Source organism: Pseudomonas sp. W5-36 (assembly GCF_046540455.1).
In the GTDB taxonomy this organism is placed as follows: Bacteria; Pseudomonadota; Gammaproteobacteria; order Pseudomonadales; family Pseudomonadaceae; genus Aquipseudomonas; species Aquipseudomonas graminis_B.
The window spans coordinates 175904-192873 of sequence record NZ_JAXCIQ010000005.1 but is presented as its reverse complement, the minus strand read 5'-3'; the positions used below and the strand labels follow the sequence as shown (position 1 = coordinate 192873).

Genomic DNA, 16970 nt, shown 5'->3' with positions numbered 1-16970 from the left:
AATTAGGGCCCTGGGGCCTATTCAAGTACGACTTCGAGGTCGAGGTGGCACAGCCTGCGATAAACCTCTTCCTTGCGTTCCCGGGCGCCATGACCCTGGGGCAGCAATTCGAAACAGCTGTGCAAGAGATGCAGCACCTGCAGCGCAAGATCAGGCTCCCAGGCATTGATGCCTGAGTCCTGCAGGGTTTGGTCGAGGGTTTCGAGCTGGGTCTTGGCGAGTTCGTATTTCCTGGCGGTGAAGCACAACCGGGCCAGGGCGAATTGCCAGAAAAATCGTGCACGCTCGCCCCGGGCGCTGTGCAGGCCCTGCTTCAGGCGCTGGACAGCGGCCCTGATGCCGTCATCGCGCAGCACCGAGACCGCGCACTCCAGGGCGTCTTCCCAGACCGGCTGGTTAACTGTGGTGTCGACGCTGCGAGGCGCGCTGGCAGCCTGCAGGCGAGGTGTGACGCTGGCGCCAATCCAGGCGCGAGTCGCAGGGTCCGCAAACGGGGTGCCGTCGTGAAAACGAAGCTCTATGACCCCGGGGAGCCGCTGAATCAACAGCGCGAACTGGATTTCTACCTCACGCATTGCCACCTCGGCTTTCAGCGCGTGCAGGCACTCCCAGACCATTCGCTGGCCATCGAACCAGAACGGCGCCTTTGCCAGACTCGCCTCCAGCTCGATAATCAGATCGGCGTAGCTGCCCTGATCGTATCGGTCTCGATAACATTTGAGCTTGTCTGCCGGGAGCCCGCGCAGCGCGGTGATGTGCTCTGAGTTGCGCTCCGGCAATGCCTCGATCGGCAACCACAGCAATGTCCGGTTCAAACGCAATGCACGCAGATCGCTGGCTTTCTGCTTGAGCCACCAGGCACACAATGAGCGCCCGCTATCCTGCTGAAACCGCAGGGACTTTTGCGCGTCTTTCTCGCTGTCGATCAGCGCAGTTGAGGGGAGCGGCGGAGTGGCAGACGGCTTGACTGGCGCATCAGCGCCTCCGGCAATCCTGGCGTCAGGCAGGTTGTGAACCGTGTGCCGGGCCATATTTTTCAAACGCCGGGACACCGGCAAGAGCAAGGGTGCATCGTCGCCCATGTGCTGTGTGAACACCGCATCAAGGTCTTCGAGCATCTCGACGAGGCGACTGAACAGCGGCGACTGCTCTTTGATAGCGACGTCATCAAACAGCACTTGCTCAAGACGGGGGAGCAGCCAACCGATGGCTGCGGAACGGGTGCGGGCCTTGACGGGATGAACTTCATCCCAGTGGTGCACGCAAAGATGGTGAAGAAGCCCAAGTCCTGCCAACAGCCCCTGGAAAGATTCACGCTGATACAGGGCCCACGTCAGCCAAGCCCCGACGCGCAAATCTTTGGATTGGGTGCGAAGCAGGTTTTCACTTTGTTCACGCACGTTCAGCCAGTCGATCTGGGCCGTTTCATGCATGGACTGAGCTTTATTAACCTCGTTTTCCAACGCCTCGTATTCGTTTGAAAAACGAATGTCTTCACCCGCGAAGCTCACAGTGGATATGCAGGCTTGGGCAGCTTCAAGATAATATTCAGACAGTGGACTTGAATAAGACATTCGAGATCTTCAGCGTAAAAACGCGCCAACGACAGACACTTAAATCGGCGAGCCTGACGAAATTAAAATACAAGCGAAGTGGGCAACCGACATGTAACAAAACGTCTACCCATCAGAGGCCGCGAATAGTACTCAGCGGTAATTACACTATCAAGCTTTCTATAAACGCGATATTTCCACTAGCCTTGTAGGAAGTTTCTCTGAATACCGGAGATTCAGAAAGACTTCTTTCATAAATCTTTTTTATCGATGATCAAACGGCGGAAAACACAGGGTTCAGAGGTCAGAACCGGAGCATGGAGATCATGCAGCCCCCATGCCTGGCTCGATCATTCTTACTCAGCTGCCTGCACTCACTCGCAACAAGCACTATCACTGGGCCTCCATGCGCAAGAAGTTGCGCACTGCCTGAACGAAAAATCGCTGAGCGATAACTTGCAGCCCTTATATCCCGACCTCTGTAGCCGAATGCGCAAGAAGTTGCGCAGCGCTGTGCAACTTCTTGCGCACATCACGGCAGAAAACTTTCCCCTTCATCGGCAAAGAACCGTTTAACCCCCATCAAACCCATGTTTTACAGGGATGAGTTCTTACATGGCACGAAGCTTGAACTAACACCACTGCCCACCAGGCGAACTGGCTGTTGGGCACTTTAATTTATGAGGCAAGGAGCATCTTCATGGCAACACCAGCGTACATGTCCATCACAGGCACCAAGCAGGGCCTGATCACCGCGGGCGCTTTCACCGCAGACTCGGTCGGCAACACGTTTCAGGAAGGTCACGAAGATCAGGTCATGGTGCAAGGGTTTCAACATGAAATGATCATCCCCCGCGACCCGCAGTCGGGTCAGCCGACCGGTCAGCGTGTTCACAAGCCGGTCAAGATTACCAAGGTGTTCGACAAGTCTTCACCGCTGTTGCTGGCAGCCTTGACGTCGGGCGAACGCCTGACCGAGATCACTATCCAGTGGTATCGCACCTCGGCAGCCGGGACACAGGAGCATTACTACACCACTAAACTCGAGGATGCGATTATCGTCGACATCATAGACTACATGCACAACTGCCAAGACCCGTCGAACGCTCACTTCACCCATCTGGAAGACGTGGAGTTTACCTACCGCAAGATCACCTGGACCCACGAAGTCTGCGGCACGTCGGGCTCCGATGACTGGCGCTCGCCGGTGGCTGGCTGAGTCCGGCTGACCCTCAAAATCCCGGCCGGTAAGACTGGCCGGCATTTCCGAGCCTTCGCGGCGCGGGCTAGCGGATTTTGCGGCAGATGCGCTGTCCAACCCCATGTTCGCGGGATCGGCTGCACATCCGTCCCGCGCCCTGTCAGCCCGCGACCGATGTGCTCGCCTGGAGGCCCCATGAATCTGCACACGCCCCTGACCGACGATACGGGCTCGGCCCCTCAGCAGGACTGGTTCTCAGAGGAGCACCGCGCCCGGATCGACGAGCTGATTGCCAGGCTAAACACCAGTGACACCCGCGAAAGCGTGTCCCGTTATCACGCCATGGCCGAGGGGTATTTGTTGGGACTGCTGGACAGCTATCACGTGAGCGTCGAGCACCACGACGCCGTACGCCAATACCTGCACAACCTGGCCATTGCGCGGTTGAAGGCGGTGAAACCGAAGCTGCGCAAGTGAGCCTGCACGGCTCAGCCAATAATGATCGTGCCGGCCGCAATGACCACGCACGCGAGGATCTTGCGTACGGTCAGAGACTCGCCCAAAAACAGATACCCGAGCAATGCGGCAAACAGCACGCTGGTTTCGCGCAGTGCCGACACGGCCCCCATCGGCGCAAGAGTCATCGCATAGATGACGATGCCGTAAGCAAGCAGCGACACCACGCCTCCGCCCAACGAGGCGACCAAACCGGGCCGGACCGTCAGCAGACTGCGTGCGCCCCGCAGACCGATGTAAGTGATCGGCATCAGGACACCCCACAGGGCGCACATCCACACGGTGTACGCCATCGGCGCGCCGGACAGACGCCCGCCAATGCCGTCCGTCACGCTATAGGCCGCAATGAAACAGCCGGTTCCCAACGCATACGGAAGGCTGGCCGTGTCCAGTTTCCGGCCTTTGAACGCCAGAGAAATAATCCCCGCTGACACCAGTGCAATGCCGATCATCGCGCCGGTCTCGACCACCTCCCCCGCAAATAGCGACGCACACAGCGTAATCAGCACCGGAGATGAGCCCCGGGAGATCGGGTAGGTTTGCCCGAGGTCGCCGCTGCGGTAGGTGCGCACCAGAAACAGGTTATAGCCAACATGCAGCAGCGCAGAGAGCACCGCGTAAGGCCAGCTCTCCGGCGCCGGGGCGTTCATGAACAGTACCCCGGCCAGGCTGACGATGGCCACCGCCACGCACATGATGGTCATTGACCAGAGCTTGTCATTGCCGCCGCGCAGCAACGCGTTCCAGCTGGCGTGCAGCAGAGCGGCGAAGAGGATTAACAGAATGATATGGGTCGGCATGGGCGGATCTTAGTCAGGCTGACCCACAAAACGGAAGCGAAGTCTGCTCATCGAATCATGAGCAATTGCTCATGCCTCAGCCATAACTAAGCCCGGCTGCGGTCGACTCCCTGATCAACCAGTCGCGAAAACTTGCCACATGGGGCTGCGTTTCGACCCCCTTCGGGCAAACGAAGTAATAGGCCACCGGCGAGGGAAACGGCACGTCGAACAACCTGATCAAACTGCCGTCGCGCAGCTCTTTCTCCACGTGGCCACTTCGAACAAGAGCGATGCCCTGCCCTAACAAGGCCGCCTCCACGGTCATGTTGGTGTCGGGAAAACGCACGCTCTCCTTCAGCGAGGTGACGCCCAGGCCGATGCTCTGAAACCACACCTCCCATTTGGGCACCAGGTCGGAACCGTCCCGGGCCAACAGCGGATAGCGCAACAGCTCGGCCGGCTCCCGGGGCATGCCGAAGCGCTTGAGCAAGTCGGGGCTCGCCACCGGAAAGATGTGCTCCCTGAACATGAATTCCGAGTGCAGCGCGGGGTAGTTGCCGCCTCCCAGACGGATCGCCACGTCTGCCTCACCGCTGGCAAAGTTGATCGCGGTGTCTGTGCTGTCCAGCGTGACGAGGATTTCCGGGTGCAGCTGGGACAGATTGGGCAGGCGCGGCAACAGCCATTTGAGCGCGTAGGAATAGGTGGTGCTGACCTTGAGCCTGACCCGGCCGTTCTCTTCCCGGAGGTCCGCAAGCGTCGCCTCCAGGTTCATGAAAAACGTCCGCACGATGGGCGCCAGCGCTGCACCGGCCGGCGTCAGGCTCAACGTCTTGCCACGCTGAAACAGCTGCACGCCCCAGATGTCTTCGAGATTTTTTAATTGGTGACTCACGGCACTTTGGGTAACGTGCAGCTCCTCGGAGGCGGAGGTAAACGTCCCGTGACGGGTGGCAACTTCGAAGGCGCGCAAGGTGGCGGTGGGTGGCAGGTCTCTCATTTGATCGGGCCTCGCGGGCGTGAACGCAGCGGCTCACACCATGAATGACGACTCATGGTAGAACATTATTCAGATCGACAGAGGGAACGACTTACTTATGACCGGGCAGATCATCTACAGCGTGAAAGGCGAGAGCGACGAACTCAAGGCGGCAGTCACCAACGCTCAGGCCACTTTCAAGTTCTTCTGGCGCGAAACCGCCAAGCCCATGACCGCGCCGGAGCTTGCTTTTCGGGAAGGCCGCCAGCGTTAAAGTGGTGCCTGCCGAAGAAGGCCGGACGCTCATCAGTCATCGATATTGAAGCAGTGCGCTCAGTCAGCGACAGTGGGTGAAAAACCAGGTGCAGGACCGGCTTTAGCCGGGAAGCCTGTAGATGGACCGCCGCAGGTGGCCGCGACTCAAAGCAAGGTCGCCCCGGGCCACTCGCGCTTCTCCACCAACTCCCTCACCACATCCCGAATCACCACCCGGACCGCCAGCGCCGCAGGCGAAAGCTCGTCGTCCGGCAAACTGGCCAGGGTGTTGCGGCGCATCAGGTGCTTCTCGTGAATCTGCACCACACACAATCCCGACCCGGCAAAGCGTGCCGCCGCGGCTCCGGGCTGAAGGGTGGCGGCGACGCCGTGGCGCACCGCGTCCATCAAGGTCGCCAGCCCGTCGATCTCCATCACCACGTTCAACGGCATGCCGGCCGCTTCGAAAGCGTTCGCGAGGGTGGCGCGCAGGCCGTGGCCGCTGCTCGGCAGCACCAGAGGAATGTCGCCGATCTGCGCGAGGCTGAGGGTGTCGCCAGGGGGAATGCCGGGGAAGCCCGGGGCGTGCAGCAGGGTTACGGCTTCGTCGAGCAGCGGAATCATGGTCCAGCGCCGGGCGATGTCGGCCTGGAACACCACGGCGAGGTCCAGCTGTCGCGCGCTGAGCTGGCTGGCGAGGTAGCCGGAGAGCATCTCCACCAGGTGCAGCTGGATGTCCGGATAACGCGCGCGCATCGCTTCGATCAGCGGCAACGCCAGGACGCTGGCCGTGGTCGGTGGCAGGCCAACGCTGACGTAGCCGCGCATCCGCCCCCGTTGCGCGGCCTGCACGGCGGCGTCGGCCTGGCGCAGGGTCAGTTGCGCATGGTGCAGAAACGCCAGGCCCGCCGCTGTCGGGCTGACGCCGGTGGAGGTGCGATTGAGCAGGCGCGTGGCCAACTCGTCTTCGAGCTTGCTCATCTGCTGGCTCAAGGCGGACGTGCCGACATTCAGTTCCAGGGCGGCGCGCCCCAGGCTGGTCATCTCGACGACTTTGACGAAATAGCGAAGTTGGCGCAGTTCCACAGGGGCTCCTCGTTGAGCTATGACGCAAGCTGCGGAAAGTCAGCCGTCAAAGGATACGTATTCCGAGTAGCCTAACCCTTTACTAAAACTAAAGCCCCCTCGCCTTAACCCGCCTTTCGGCCAGCGGCGCCTGTCCCTACTGTTCATCACCGCCAGTTGCACTCTGTCCAGCGCTGGCGTGACGAGGAGTGATGATGGTTGATGTTCTGGTGATCGGCGGCGGTAACGCGGCCTTGTGCGCCGCGTTGATGGCCCGGGAAGCCGGTTCCAGCGTGATGTTGCTGGAAGGCTCGCCGAAAGTCTGGCGCGGCGGTAATTCGCAGCACACCCGCAACCTGCGCTGCATGCACGATGCGCCGCAGGATGTGCTGATCGACACCTACCCGGAAGAGGAATACTGGCAAGACCTGCTCAAGGTGACCGGCGGCCTGACCGATGAAAAGCTGGCGCGCATCGCCATTCGGGCCTCCGCCACCTGCCGCGACTGGATGCGCTCCCACGGCGTGCACTTCCAGCCACCCTTGTCGGGCGCCTTGCACGTGGCGCGCACCAACGCGTTTTTCATGGGCGGGGGCAAAGCACTGATCAACGCCTATTTCCGCAGCGCCGAACGTCTGGGCATCCAGATTCGCTACGACGCCCAAGTCACTGACATCGAGATGAAGGACGGCGCGTTCGTCGCCGCTCACGTCGGTGAGCGGGAGGTGGATGGGCAGTTGCTCCCCGCTGAGCGCATCGAGGCGAGGTCTTGTGTCATGGCGGCGGGCGGTTTCGAATCCAACCGTGAGTGGCTGCGCGAAGCCTGGGGCCAGAACGCGCGCGGAGAATGGCCGTCGGACAACTTCCTGATTCGCGGCACGCGCTTCAACACCGGCGTTTTGCTACGGCGCATGCAGGACCTCGGCGCCGACATCATCGGCGACCCGACCCAGGCACACATGGTGGCCATCGACGCCCGCGCCCCGCTCTACGACGGCGGCATCTGCACGCGGATCGACTGTGTGTCTCTGGGCGTGGTGGTCAACCGCGACGGTGAACGTTTCTACGACGAAGGCGAAGATTTCTGGCCCAAGCGCTATGCGATCTGGGGACGTCTGGTGGCCGGTCAGCCGAATCAACAAGCGTTCTCGATCATCGACCAGCAAGCCGTCGGCCGCTTCATGCCGCCGGTTTTTCCGGGCACCAAGGCCGACACCCTGGAAGCGCTGGCGGGGCTGCTGAATCTGCCGGAAGCGACCTTCGTCAAGACCGTCGAGGACTACAACCGGGCCTGTCAGGTCGGCACCTTCGATCACACCGCCCTGGATGACTGCCACACCGAAGGCCTGACGCCGGCCAAGACCCATTGGGCCCGGCCGCTGGTCAAGCCGCCGTTTTACGCCTACCCGCTCAAGCCGGGGGTGACCTTTACCTACCTCGGGCTGGCCACCGACGACACCGCCGCCGTGCACTTTCAGGGCAAGCCCAGCCCCAACCTGTTCGTCGCTGGCGAGATGATGGCCGGCAACGTATTGGGCAAGGGTTACACGGCGGGCATCGGCATGGCCATCGGCACTGCGTTCGGCCGTATCGCCGGCGTGCAGGCAGCCGCCTCAGCGGGCTTCGGTCCCTCTTCAGCGAAATCGGAACTCCGACATGCAACTGTTTGATCCACAGGCGCCGAGCGCCTTGATCCTGGTCCTCAACCTGCAGGAGAGCGAAGTCGAGCGGCAGATGACCATCTGCAACGCCTGCCGCTACTGCGAAGGTTTCTGTGCGGTATTCCCGGCCATGACCCGTCGCCTCGAATTCAATCAGGCCGACATTCATTATCTGGCGAACCTGTGTCACAACTGCGGCGCCTGCCTGTCGGCCTGTCAGTACGCGGCGCCCCACGAATTCGCGATCAATGTGCCCAAGGCCATGGCCAAGGTGCGTCTGGACACCTACGCCGAATACGCCTGGCCCAAGGCGCTGGGCACGCTGTACCAGCGCAATGGCTTGACCCTGGCGCTGGCGTCAGGGGCCGGTCTGGCGTTTTTCCTGTGCCTGACGCTGATGGTCATGGGCAACCTGTTCACCGCCATGCCGGGCGGCAACTTCTACGGGATCTTCCCGCACAACACCCTGGCCCTGATGTTCGGCGCGGTGTTCGGCTTTGCCGTGCTGGCCCTGGGCATTGGCGTGCGCCGATTCTGGCGCAATGTGTCGCCCGCACAATCGACGCTGCCATTGAAGGCCAGCGCTGCATTGGAAGCGACGGCCAACGTCGCCCAGCTCAAGTACCTGGACGGCGGTCACGGCGAAGGCTGCACCAACGCTGACGATAAATTCACCTTGTGGCGCCGGCGTTTTCACCACTTCACCTTTTACGGATTCATGCTGTGCTTCGCCGCCACCGGAACGGCGACGCTGTATCACTACTTGCTCGACTGGTCGGCGCCCTACCCGATTTTCAGCCTGCCGGTGATGCTCGGGGTGGTTGGTGGCATCGGCCTGCTGGTGGGCCCGGCCGGGCTGCTGTGGATGAACCTGCGGCGCAACCCGGACCAGTGTGATGAAAAGCAGAAGCCCATGGACCGCGGCTTCATCGCCCTCTTGCCGCTGGTGAGCGGCAGCGGTCTGGCCCTGCTGGCGTTCCGCGAAAGCAACGCATTGGGCCTGTTGCTGGCCATCCATCTGGGACTGGTCATGGCCTTCTTCCTGACCATGCCCTATAGCAAGTTCGCCCACGGCATCTTTCGCAGCGCCGCGTTGCTCAAGTACTCCATCGAAAAACGTCAGCCGAATCCGATCAACGCGGGCAGTGACTGAAGCCCGCAACACCGATGCACACACGTTGCCCACTCCATAAAAACAAAGAGTCCTGATTAGCCATGAACAGCACCCCCACCCCCGAAGCCACGCGGTCGCGCGCCGCGAAAGTCGGCGCCATCATCCGCGTCACCAGCGGCAACTTTCTCGAACAGTTCGACTTCTTTCTGTTCGGGTTCTACGCCACCTACATCTCCCAAACCTTCTTCCCGGCCAGCAGCGAGTTCGCCTCGCTGATGATGACCTTCGCCGTGTTCGGCTCCGGCTTTCTGATGCGTCCGCTCGGCGCGATCGTGCTGGGCGCGTACATCGACAAAGTGGGTCGGCGCAAAGGCCTGATCGTGACGCTGGCAATCATGGCCTGCGGCACGGTGCTGATCGCGCTGGTGCCGGGTTACGCCACCATCGGCGTCGCTGCACCGGTCCTGGTGCTGCTCGGACGGTTGCTGCAGGGCTTTTCGGCGGGGGCTGAGCTGGGTGGCGTGTCGGTGTACCTCGCCGAAATCGCGACCCCGGGCCGCACCGGCTTCTACACCAGTTGGCAGTCCGCCAGTCAGCAGATCGCAATCATCCTCGCCGCCGCGCTGGGCTACGGCATCAGCACGTATATGCAGGCCAGTGAGATCGCCGCGTGGGGCTGGCGCATTCCGTTCTTCATCGGCTGCGTGATCATCCCGTTCATCTTCGTGATCCGTCGCTCCCTTGAAGAGACCGAAGCGTTCAAGCGCCGTTTGCACCATCCCAGCACCCGCGAAGTGTTTCGTTCGATGCGCGAAAACTGGCGCACGGTGCTGGCCGGCGGGTTGCTGGCGTCGATGACCACCACGACGTTTTACCTGATCACCGTGTACACCCCGACCTTCGGCCGAACCGTGCTGCACCTGAGCACCACTGACAGTCTGGTGGTGACGCTGTTTGTCGGGCTGAGCAATTTCATCTGGCTGCCCATCGGTGGCGCATTGTCTGACCGCATCGGGCGTCGGCCCCTGTTGCTGGGCATTTCGCTGCTGTGCATCCTCACGGCCTACCCGGCGATGCACTGGCTGGCGGAAGCGGCAAGCTTCGAGCGGCTGCTGGCAGTCTTGCTGTATTTCTCGTTCTTCTTCGGCATGTACAACGGCGCGATGGTCGCAGCGCTGACCGAGGTCATGCCCCAGGAAGTGCGCGTGGTGGGGTTCTCGCTGGCCTTCAGCCTGGCAACGGCGGTGTTCGGCGGCTTCACCCCGGCGATGTCGACCTTTCTGGTGCAGGCGACGGGGGACAAAGCTTCGCCGGCGTTCTGGCTGATGTTTGCGGCGATCTGCGGATTCGGTGCGACGCTGGTCTTGTATCGCCAGCGCGCGCAGGTCGTTGCGGCGGCGCCGTGATTCGCTGAGGCGATGGGCGATGGGCGATGGGCGATGGGCGACAGTGTCAGACAAAACGTCCCGAGCCACCGTCGCCCTCCCCTGGGCTGTTGACGATCAACGCTGTCAGGCTGCAGATACCGCGGCTTTGCTGATGTCTGCCGCTGAGGCCAACTTTTCCACATCCCAACAGGTACGCATCAGCTTCCGAGCCTGGCTGTCCGGCAATATGCCTTTGGCCAGGTCGAGGAATTTCGCCTCAAGCTGCTGATCGGACATGGGGACCTCGACGCTGCCGAGTGCATGTTCGATGAATTTGTGCAGGGTGCGCCCGTCGTTGAGCGTGATGGTCATGTCGACCTGCTCCGGCCTGATCGCCGGATCCACCGTCGCCACGACCTTTTCCCGCAGGGTGATCACCGCCGGGTCGAGCACTGCCTGATCACTGTACTGCCGCTCCCCGGCCGCGCCCTGAATGATGGCCACCGCAACGGAGTGATAGATGCTGAACTTGCCTTCAAGGCCGATTTTCGGCGTCTTCTTGCCGGTGAGTTCGATGACCAGCGGGTGGACTTTCAATTCGACCCTGGCGATCTGGTCGGCGGTCAGCGTGTACTGATTGCGCAACTGGATGGCCGCATCGAGGGCCGGATGAATCACAATCCCGCACGCAAACGGTTTATAGGTGTTGAGCGCCGCCTCGTAGTGGGTGCCGAGCCCTTCAGTGATCTGGCTGAAGTCCTGCTTGGTGCTGATGGTGTGCGCCCAACCGCGTTTGGCCTCGATCATCCCGTCCGAACTGGTGAAGTTCTGCGCCGCCAGCAGGGCTGCGAACAAGCCGTTACTGGCCGCGCGACCTGGATTGAAGCTTTTGTTCATGGAGCCGAAGGACTCCCGCAGCCCTACCGGTTGTGATGCGGCGAGGCCGAGCGCCCAGACCATTTGCTGCTCAGTGAGCCCAAGCAGCTTGCCCGCCGCCGCGGCAGCACCGAATACCCCCGCTGTGCCAGTGATATGCCAGCCGACATCGTAGTGGTTTGGGTAAACGGAATTGCCAATGCGGCATTCGGTTTCAACGCCGAGTATCAATGCATTGAGAAACTCGGTGCCCGAAACCGGGCGGTATTCCGACAGCGCAAGGATCGCCGAGACCACTGGGCCCGCCGGATGGATGATGGTTTTGAGATGGGTGTCATCGAAATCGAAAATGTGGCTTGCCACGCCGTTCAGGAAGGCGGCGTTCATGATGTCGAAGCGCTCGGTGCGACCGAGCAGACCGGCCTGAGCCGCGCCCGAGAAAGGCTTGAGCGCCGCAATGGCGCGTTCCACGGTTTCGTGATGAGACCCGCCCACCGCCACGCCGACCCAGTTCAGCAGGGTGCGGCACCCTTCTTTCCGGACGTTCTCCGGCAGATCTGTGTACTGCGCTTTGACCAGATAAGCCGCCAGCAGGCGGGTCACGCCCTCCCCATCCGACGGCTCATTCGTTTTAGCGGCGATGGAGGCGTTTGAGACAGCGGCGGCAGGCTGGGCGGCGAAGACAAAGCCCGGTGCAGCGCTGGCGACAGAGGCAACGGCGCCAGCCTTCAACAGGGTGCGGCGGTTAAAAGGGTTCATGGGTGATCCTGTGCTTATGATTATGTGGATGCACGTGCGAGTGCGCACCGGGTCATCATGGCGTACAACCCTCCCCAAGTTAATTGCAATAATAATGGGAACTTATGCATGGCCAACATGAATGTGGAGATGGGCGATTTACGTGCGCTGGTGGCGGTTGCCGAACTGGGCAGCTTCAGTGCCGCTGCGAAAGAACTGCACCTCTCCCAGCCAGCGTTATCCCGGCGCATTTCAAAACTGGAGGCCAACCTGGGCGTCCGTTTGCTGGAACGGACCACCCGACGCGTTGAACTGACCGCAACCGGACGCGAGTTCTCGCGCAAGGCGCGGCTGGTGGTGCACACGTTCGAGGAGTCAATGCTGGGGATAAGCGAGGGCAGCGGCAGGATGCGCGGCGAGGTGACCATCGCCTGCGTGCCCACAGCGCTGAACCATTGCCTGCTGGGCACGTTGAAGGCATTTCAGCAGCTGTATCCGCGCATTCTGGTTCGAGTGCTGGACGACGGCGCGAGTGACGTGCTGTCTACTGTGGTGCGCAATGAAGCCGATTTCGGTGTGAACTACATCGGCGCGCAGGAGGCCAACCTGCAATTCACGCCGATCTTCAAAGAACGATTCGTGATGATCTGCCGCCGCGACCATCCCCTCGCCACCCGGGCATCCGTCACCTGGGCGGACCTCAATCGCCACGATTACATTGCCGTCACCAAAGCCAGCGGAAATCGGCTCCTGCTTGACCTCGCGCTGGCGGGCGTACCGGAACTTCCGGAGCCGCTCTGTGAAGCCAGGCATGTGCGCACGGTGGTGGACATGGTTGCTGCCGGGCTGGGGGTCGCCGCAGTTCCGCAACTGGCGATCCCTGCGCACCTTGCCCATACCGAGTTATGCACCGTTGCGCTGACAAGGCCAGTGGTCAATCGCACCATCGGGCTGATCAGGCGCAGAGACAGAATTCTCTCACCCGCGGCCGAGCGCGCTTACCAGATGATTGCAGCCGCCGCCTTGGCGCAGTGAACTCACGGTCGACGAGGGCCTGGACGCTGGGGTTGGGCTATAACCCTGCGCCCTGCTTTGAAGCGCTTCATGACCGAGCGCCCCACTGCGGAGCCATGCCGTGCAGACCAACGCCAGCGAAGGCCGTCAACCCGGTGAATTTTCACTTGGCACGCTTATTTCATGCTCAACGCAAACGGCAAGCCGGACCCCGGTCCTTAAGTCTCGTCCACATACGCGCCTCGAATGCGCCAGGTATCGAAGCCTGATCGACCCCCACCGGGTTGATCGGGCTTTTTTTATGGATGCTGTTCATGCCGAACCTTTTGACTCCCGACCTGCGCCCCACCGTTCACGTTGGCTTTCTGCTCTCGACCGAAGGCACCTACCGGCGCATGGGCCGCAGTGCCTTGCTCGGGTTGCAGGACGCGCTTGCCGAAGTCAACGCCGACGCCCGCCGCAGCGTGCGACTGGAGGCGATCTGCGTTGATCCCCAAGGCGACCCGGCGGGCTACCGCCGCGGCATCGCGCAGTTGCTGAGTGCGGGGGTCCGGCACATTTTCGGCACCACGCTGTCGGCGAGCCGCAAGGAAATCATTCCGGACCTGGATCAGCACGGCGCGCTGCTCTGGTATTCGAGCCCCTACGAAGGTTACGAAAGCAGCGAAAACGTCTTGTACCTCGGCGGATGCCCTAACCAGACGCTGCTGCCGCTGCTGCGCTACGCCTTGAGCCAGTTTGGACGGCGGGCATTTTTGCTGGGCTCGAACTACGTCTGGGGCTGGGAAAGCAACCGCATTGCCCGGGAAGTGCTGGAAGCCAACGGGGCCGACGTGCTCGGGGAAAAGTACTGGCACTTGGGCTCGACCGGCTTCGACACGCTGATCGACGGGCTGATTCAGGACCCGCCGGCGTTCGTGCTGAACAACCTGGTGGGTGAGTCGTCCTACGCTTTTCTGCAGCAACTGGACCAGGCATCCGAGCGCCATGGCCTGCGCCTGCCGGTGCTCAGCTGCAACCTGACCGAAGCGGAGCTCGAAGCGGTCGGCCCGATGCGGGCGCTGCGCCTGCTGTCGTGCGGGCCGTTTTTCGAAACCCTGAATCCGGCGTTTTGCGAGGGGCAGCAGCGTCATGGTCCGCGCACCTGTTCGCATTACTACACCAGCGCCTACACGGCGCTGAGGGTGTTCGCCGACGCCTTGCACACCAGCGAAGATGCATCGCCAAAAGCGATTTGCGAGCACCTTTACGGGCACCCGGTCGCCAGCGTGCTGGGCACCGTCAGCCTGTCGGCGCGCAATCATCACAGCGCGCTGGCCAGTCATATCGCTGAGCTGCGTGATGGGCGCTTTCATGTGGTGCAGTCGGCGCCTCATGCGATCGCCGCCGACCCCTATCTCACTGTTACGGATGTACACGCCGACGTGGTCGACCGACACGCCATCCCGGCGCCGCGCTTGAGGATCGTCAAATGAACACACGCGCCTTTCCTGCTTTCGACCAGGGCCACTTGCTGCTGATCGACTGCGATGAACGCAGTCAGGGCAATCTGGGCAAAAGCCTGCAACGCCTGGGGATTCACTCGCAGGTGCTCGAGCACGACGCGCCCTGTGACACCCGGGGCTGTTTCGCGGCGATCCTTGAGATCGAACATTTCGCCAGCCCACTCGCCGTTCAGGCCCTGAACGCGGCCAGCATTCCCATCGTCGCGCTGACGGCTCACGAAACCCTGTCGCAGATCCAGCGGGCACTGCAGCTCGGCGCGACGGCGTTGCTGAACAAGCCCATCAGCCAGGGCTCGGTCTACACCACGTTGATGATGGCGGTGGGATTGCGCGACCGTCAGCGCGCCGATGCCGAACAACTCAACGAGCTGCAACAGCGCCTGGCGCTGCGTCCGCTCATGGCCCAGGCCCTGGCGCGCTTGATGGTGACCCAGCGCATCAACGAGGCGACGGCGTACGAGCGCTTGCGCAGTCTGTCGATGCAGCTCAATCGTCCGATCGAAGCACTGTGTGTGGAACTGCTCGCGGCGCGGGACGAGGACCGCGCATGAACACCCTCAAAGCCCTGCTGCGTCGGCCGGCCGTGGCGGTTTCGCTGTTGTTTATCGTCACCGTGGTGCTGCTCGCGGCGCTGGCCCCGTGGCTAAGCCCCTTCGACCCGGACGAGCAATTCGTCGAGGGGCTGACGATGGAAGGCGCGCCCATGGCCCCGGCGACGCCGTACTGGATGGGCACCGACCTGCTTGGCCGTGACCTGCTGTCGCGGTTGATCTTCGGCGCGCGCACCTCGCTGTTCATCGGTGTGCTGGCCAACGGGCTGGCGGTGCTGATCGGTACGCTGGTGGGCCTGACCGCAGGCTTTGTGCGCGGCTGGCTCGGCAGCGTGTTGATGCGCCTGACCGACTTGATGATGGCCTTCCCTGCGCTGCTGCTGGCGATTGCCCTGTCGGCGATTTTCCAGCCCAGCGTGTGGATCGTGGCCATGGTCATCGCGATGGTCAACTGGGTGCAGATCGCCCGGGTCATCTACGCCGAAACCGTGGCGCTCAGTGCGCGGGACTTCGTTGCCGTGGAGCGCACCCTCGGCGCCAGTTCCCTGCGCATTCTGTTCTCGCACCTGTTGCCCCATCTGCTGCCAACCATTCTGGTGTGGGCGACGCTGGGGATCTCCACCACCGTTTTGCTGGAAGCCACCTTGTCGTATCTGGGCGTGGGCGTGCAGCCACCGACGCCGAGCTGGGGCAACATCATTTTCGAGAGCCAGACGTACTTCACCTCGGCCCCGTGGCTGGTGTTCATTCCCGGCGCCGCGATCATCCTGCTGTCCCTGGCGTTCAACCTGGTCGGCGACGCCCTGCGCGACGAACTCGACCCCACACTCAAGGGGCGTCGCTGATGCTGCCGTTTATCTGCCGCCGGGTCGGCTACGCGCTGCTGATTCTGCTCGGCGTGACCTTCATCACCTACCTGCTGCTGTTCCTGCTGCCCGCCGACCCTGCGCGGCAAATCGCCGGGCGCAGCGCGAGCCCTGAAGTGGTCGCGGCGATTCGGGCGCAACTGGGCCTGGACCTGCCCTTCTATCAGCAATACCTGAGTTATCTCGGCAACCTGCTCCACGGCGACCTTGGCCGCTCGTACATCCAGCGCACCGCTGTCAGCGAACTGATCGGCGCGCGACTGCGCCCGTCTCTGGAACTCATGGCCGCCGGGATCGGTTTCGAGCTGTTGATCGGCATCAGCCTGGGCATGCTCGCGGCGCTCAAGCGCGACAGCTTCGCCGACAAGCTGCTCATGGCGTTTTCCTTTGTTGGTGTGTCGGCCCCGCAGTTCATCGCCGCCATGCTGTTTCTGTACTTCTTCGCCGTGCAACTGGGCTGGTTCCCGCTGGGGGGCTATGGCGGCGCCAGCCATTTGATGTTGCCGGCGCTGACCCTGGGGCTGCTCGGCAGCGGCTGGTATTCGCGCATGGTCCGCTCTTCCATGATCGAAGTGCTGCATCAGGATTTCATCCGCACGGCACGGGCCAAGGGCCTGAGCCGGGCGCGGATCGTGTTCGTGCACGTGCTGCCCAACGCGATCGTGCCGGTGATCCCGATGATCGGCATCGACATCGGCGTGTTCATGGGCGGGCTGGTGGTGGTCGAGTCGGTGTTCGGCTGGCCGGGCATCGGTCAGCTCGCCTGGCAGTCGATCCAGCAAGTCGACATTCCGGTCATCGTCGGCGTCACCACGCTGTCGGCGGTGGCCATCGTGCTGGGCAACCTGCTGGCGGATCTGGTGATCCCGCTGGTGGACCCGCGCATCGACATCAAGCAGCACTGAATCCATCAACACAACGGGGCAC

Annotated in this window: 16 protein-coding genes; 11 read left to right on the top strand and 5 right to left on the bottom strand. The window is 62.1% G+C overall.

Features of this window, described 5'->3' with window-relative positions:
* Positions 1-17: 17 nt before the first annotated feature.
* Positions 18-1574: a type VI secretion system protein TssA gene (gene tssA / locus SLW74_RS11380; protein WP_410928912.1), complete on the bottom strand. Its 1557-nt coding sequence runs from the start codon at positions 1572-1574 to the stop codon at positions 18-20.
* Positions 1575-2253: 679 nt separating this feature from the next.
* On the opposite strand from tssA, the gene SLW74_RS11375 reads away from it, so the two are divergent.
* Together SLW74_RS11375 and SLW74_RS11370 are read left to right on the top strand one after the other, a co-directional pair.
* On the top strand, positions 2254-2772 hold the full coding sequence (locus SLW74_RS11375; RefSeq protein ID WP_410928911.1) for an Hcp family type VI secretion system effector: 519 nt from the start codon (positions 2254-2256) through the stop codon (positions 2770-2772).
* A gap of 177 nt (positions 2773-2949) precedes the next feature.
* Positions 2950-3231, top strand: coding sequence for a hypothetical protein (locus tag SLW74_RS11370; protein ID WP_296306000.1), 282 nt, complete (start codon positions 2950-2952; stop codon positions 3229-3231).
* Positions 3232-3242: 11 nt separating this feature from the next.
* On the opposite strand, the gene SLW74_RS11365 is transcribed toward SLW74_RS11370, so the two are convergent.
* On the bottom strand, positions 3243-4070 hold the full coding sequence (locus SLW74_RS11365; protein WP_410928910.1) for an EamA family transporter: 828 nt from the start codon (positions 4068-4070) through the stop codon (positions 3243-3245).
* A 76-nt stretch (positions 4071-4146) separates the two neighbouring features.
* Positions 4147-5052 carry a transcriptional regulator GcvA gene (gcvA, locus tag SLW74_RS11360; protein WP_296305996.1) on the bottom strand — a complete coding sequence of 302 codons (906 nt, stop codon included), beginning with the start codon at positions 5050-5052 and terminating at the stop codon, positions 4147-4149.
* A 97-nt stretch (positions 5053-5149) separates the two neighbouring features.
* Between gcvA and SLW74_RS11355 the strand changes: the two genes are divergently transcribed.
* Entirely contained in the window at positions 5150-5305 is a 156-nt protein-coding gene (locus SLW74_RS11355; RefSeq protein ID WP_167355792.1) for a hypothetical protein, read from the top strand.
* Between the two features lie 146 nt (positions 5306-5451).
* Here SLW74_RS11355 and SLW74_RS11350 read toward each other — a convergent pair whose 3' ends face one another.
* Entirely contained in the window at positions 5452-6372 is a 921-nt protein-coding gene (locus SLW74_RS11350) for a LysR substrate-binding domain-containing protein (protein ID WP_192130331.1), read from the bottom strand.
* A 194-nt stretch (positions 6373-6566) separates the two neighbouring features.
* On the opposite strand from SLW74_RS11350, the gene tcuA reads away from it, so the two are divergent.
* The 3 genes from tcuA to SLW74_RS11335 all read left to right on the top strand — a co-directional run bounded on the left by tcuA (position 6567) and on the right by SLW74_RS11335 (position 10532).
* Entirely contained in the window at positions 6567-8021 is a 1455-nt protein-coding gene (tcuA, locus tag SLW74_RS11345; protein WP_410928909.1) for an FAD-dependent tricarballylate dehydrogenase TcuA, read from the top strand.
* The gene (gene tcuB, locus SLW74_RS11340) at positions 8008-9165 is read left to right on the top strand and encodes a tricarballylate utilization 4Fe-4S protein TcuB (RefSeq protein WP_410928908.1); all 1158 of its coding nucleotides are present in this window, start codon (positions 8008-8010) and stop codon (positions 9163-9165) included. The genes tcuA and tcuB overlap by 14 nt, the downstream gene beginning before the upstream one ends.
* A 62-nt stretch (positions 9166-9227) precedes the next feature.
* On the top strand, positions 9228-10532 hold the full coding sequence (locus SLW74_RS11335) for an MFS transporter (protein ID WP_065988868.1): 1305 nt from the start codon (positions 9228-9230) through the stop codon (positions 10530-10532).
* A gap of 105 nt (positions 10533-10637) precedes the next feature.
* On the opposite strand, the gene SLW74_RS11330 is transcribed toward SLW74_RS11335, so the two are convergent.
* Positions 10638-12128: an MmgE/PrpD family protein gene (locus tag SLW74_RS11330; protein WP_065988867.1), complete on the bottom strand. Its 1491-nt coding sequence runs from the start codon at positions 12126-12128 to the stop codon at positions 10638-10640.
* A 117-nt stretch (positions 12129-12245) separates the two neighbouring features.
* Between SLW74_RS11330 and SLW74_RS11325 the strand changes: the two genes are divergently transcribed.
* The 5 genes from SLW74_RS11325 to SLW74_RS11305 all read left to right on the top strand — a co-directional run bounded on the left by SLW74_RS11325 (position 12246) and on the right by SLW74_RS11305 (position 16948).
* On the top strand, positions 12246-13142 hold the full coding sequence (locus SLW74_RS11325) for a LysR family transcriptional regulator (protein WP_192130515.1): 897 nt from the start codon (positions 12246-12248) through the stop codon (positions 13140-13142).
* A gap of 293 nt (positions 13143-13435) precedes the next feature.
* Positions 13436-14596, top strand: coding sequence for a transporter substrate-binding protein (locus SLW74_RS11320; RefSeq protein ID WP_410928907.1), 1161 nt, complete (start codon positions 13436-13438; stop codon positions 14594-14596).
* Positions 14593-15177, top strand: coding sequence for an ANTAR domain-containing response regulator (locus SLW74_RS11315; RefSeq protein WP_065988865.1), 585 nt, complete (start codon positions 14593-14595; stop codon positions 15175-15177). The genes SLW74_RS11320 and SLW74_RS11315 overlap by 4 nt, the downstream gene beginning before the upstream one ends.
* The gene (locus SLW74_RS11310) at positions 15174-16022 is read left to right on the top strand and encodes an ABC transporter permease (RefSeq protein ID WP_265385353.1); all 849 of its coding nucleotides are present in this window, start codon (positions 15174-15176) and stop codon (positions 16020-16022) included. Before SLW74_RS11315 ends, SLW74_RS11310 begins: the two co-directional genes overlap by 4 nt.
* Positions 16022-16948 (top strand): ABC transporter permease, encoded by a 927-nt coding sequence (locus SLW74_RS11305; RefSeq protein WP_369319607.1) that lies wholly within the window; start codon positions 16022-16024, stop codon positions 16946-16948. The genes SLW74_RS11310 and SLW74_RS11305 overlap by 1 nt, the downstream gene beginning before the upstream one ends.
* Positions 16949-16970: the final 22 nt, after the last annotated feature.

Excerpts from the sequence above, each read along its gene's own strand:
- SLW74_RS11315 (WP_065988865.1), top strand. The coding sequence starts at position 14,593 with ATGAACACACGCGCCTTTCCTGCTTTCGACCAGGGCCACTTGCTGCTG.
- tcuA (WP_410928909.1), top strand. The coding sequence starts at position 6,567 with ATGGTTGATGTTCTGGTGATCGGCGGCGGTAACGCGGCCTTGTGCGCC.
- SLW74_RS11335 (WP_065988868.1), top strand. The coding sequence starts at position 9,228 with ATGAACAGCACCCCCACCCCCGAAGCCACGCGGTCGCGCGCCGCGAAA.
- SLW74_RS11330 (WP_065988867.1), bottom strand. The coding sequence starts at position 12,128 with ATGAACCCTTTTAACCGCCGCACCCTGTTGAAGGCTGGCGCCGTTGCC.
- SLW74_RS11320 (WP_410928907.1), top strand. The coding sequence starts at position 13,436 with ATGCCGAACCTTTTGACTCCCGACCTGCGCCCCACCGTTCACGTTGGC.
- SLW74_RS11375 (WP_410928911.1), top strand. The coding sequence starts at position 2,254 with ATGGCAACACCAGCGTACATGTCCATCACAGGCACCAAGCAGGGCCTG.
- tssA (WP_410928912.1), bottom strand. The coding sequence starts at position 1,574 with ATGTCTTATTCAAGTCCACTGTCTGAATATTATCTTGAAGCTGCCCAA.
- SLW74_RS11310 (WP_265385353.1), top strand. The coding sequence starts at position 15,174 with ATGAACACCCTCAAAGCCCTGCTGCGTCGGCCGGCCGTGGCGGTTTCG.
- SLW74_RS11365 (WP_410928910.1), bottom strand. The coding sequence starts at position 4,070 with ATGCCGACCCATATCATTCTGTTAATCCTCTTCGCCGCTCTGCTGCAC.
- SLW74_RS11355 (WP_167355792.1), top strand. The coding sequence starts at position 5,150 with ATGACCGGGCAGATCATCTACAGCGTGAAAGGCGAGAGCGACGAACTC.
- SLW74_RS11305 (WP_369319607.1), top strand. The coding sequence starts at position 16,022 with ATGCTGCCGTTTATCTGCCGCCGGGTCGGCTACGCGCTGCTGATTCTG.
- tcuB (WP_410928908.1), top strand. The coding sequence starts at position 8,008 with ATGCAACTGTTTGATCCACAGGCGCCGAGCGCCTTGATCCTGGTCCTC.
- SLW74_RS11370 (WP_296306000.1), top strand. The coding sequence starts at position 2,950 with ATGAATCTGCACACGCCCCTGACCGACGATACGGGCTCGGCCCCTCAG.
- SLW74_RS11325 (WP_192130515.1), top strand. The coding sequence starts at position 12,246 with ATGAATGTGGAGATGGGCGATTTACGTGCGCTGGTGGCGGTTGCCGAA.
- gcvA (WP_296305996.1), bottom strand. The coding sequence starts at position 5,052 with ATGAGAGACCTGCCACCCACCGCCACCTTGCGCGCCTTCGAAGTTGCC.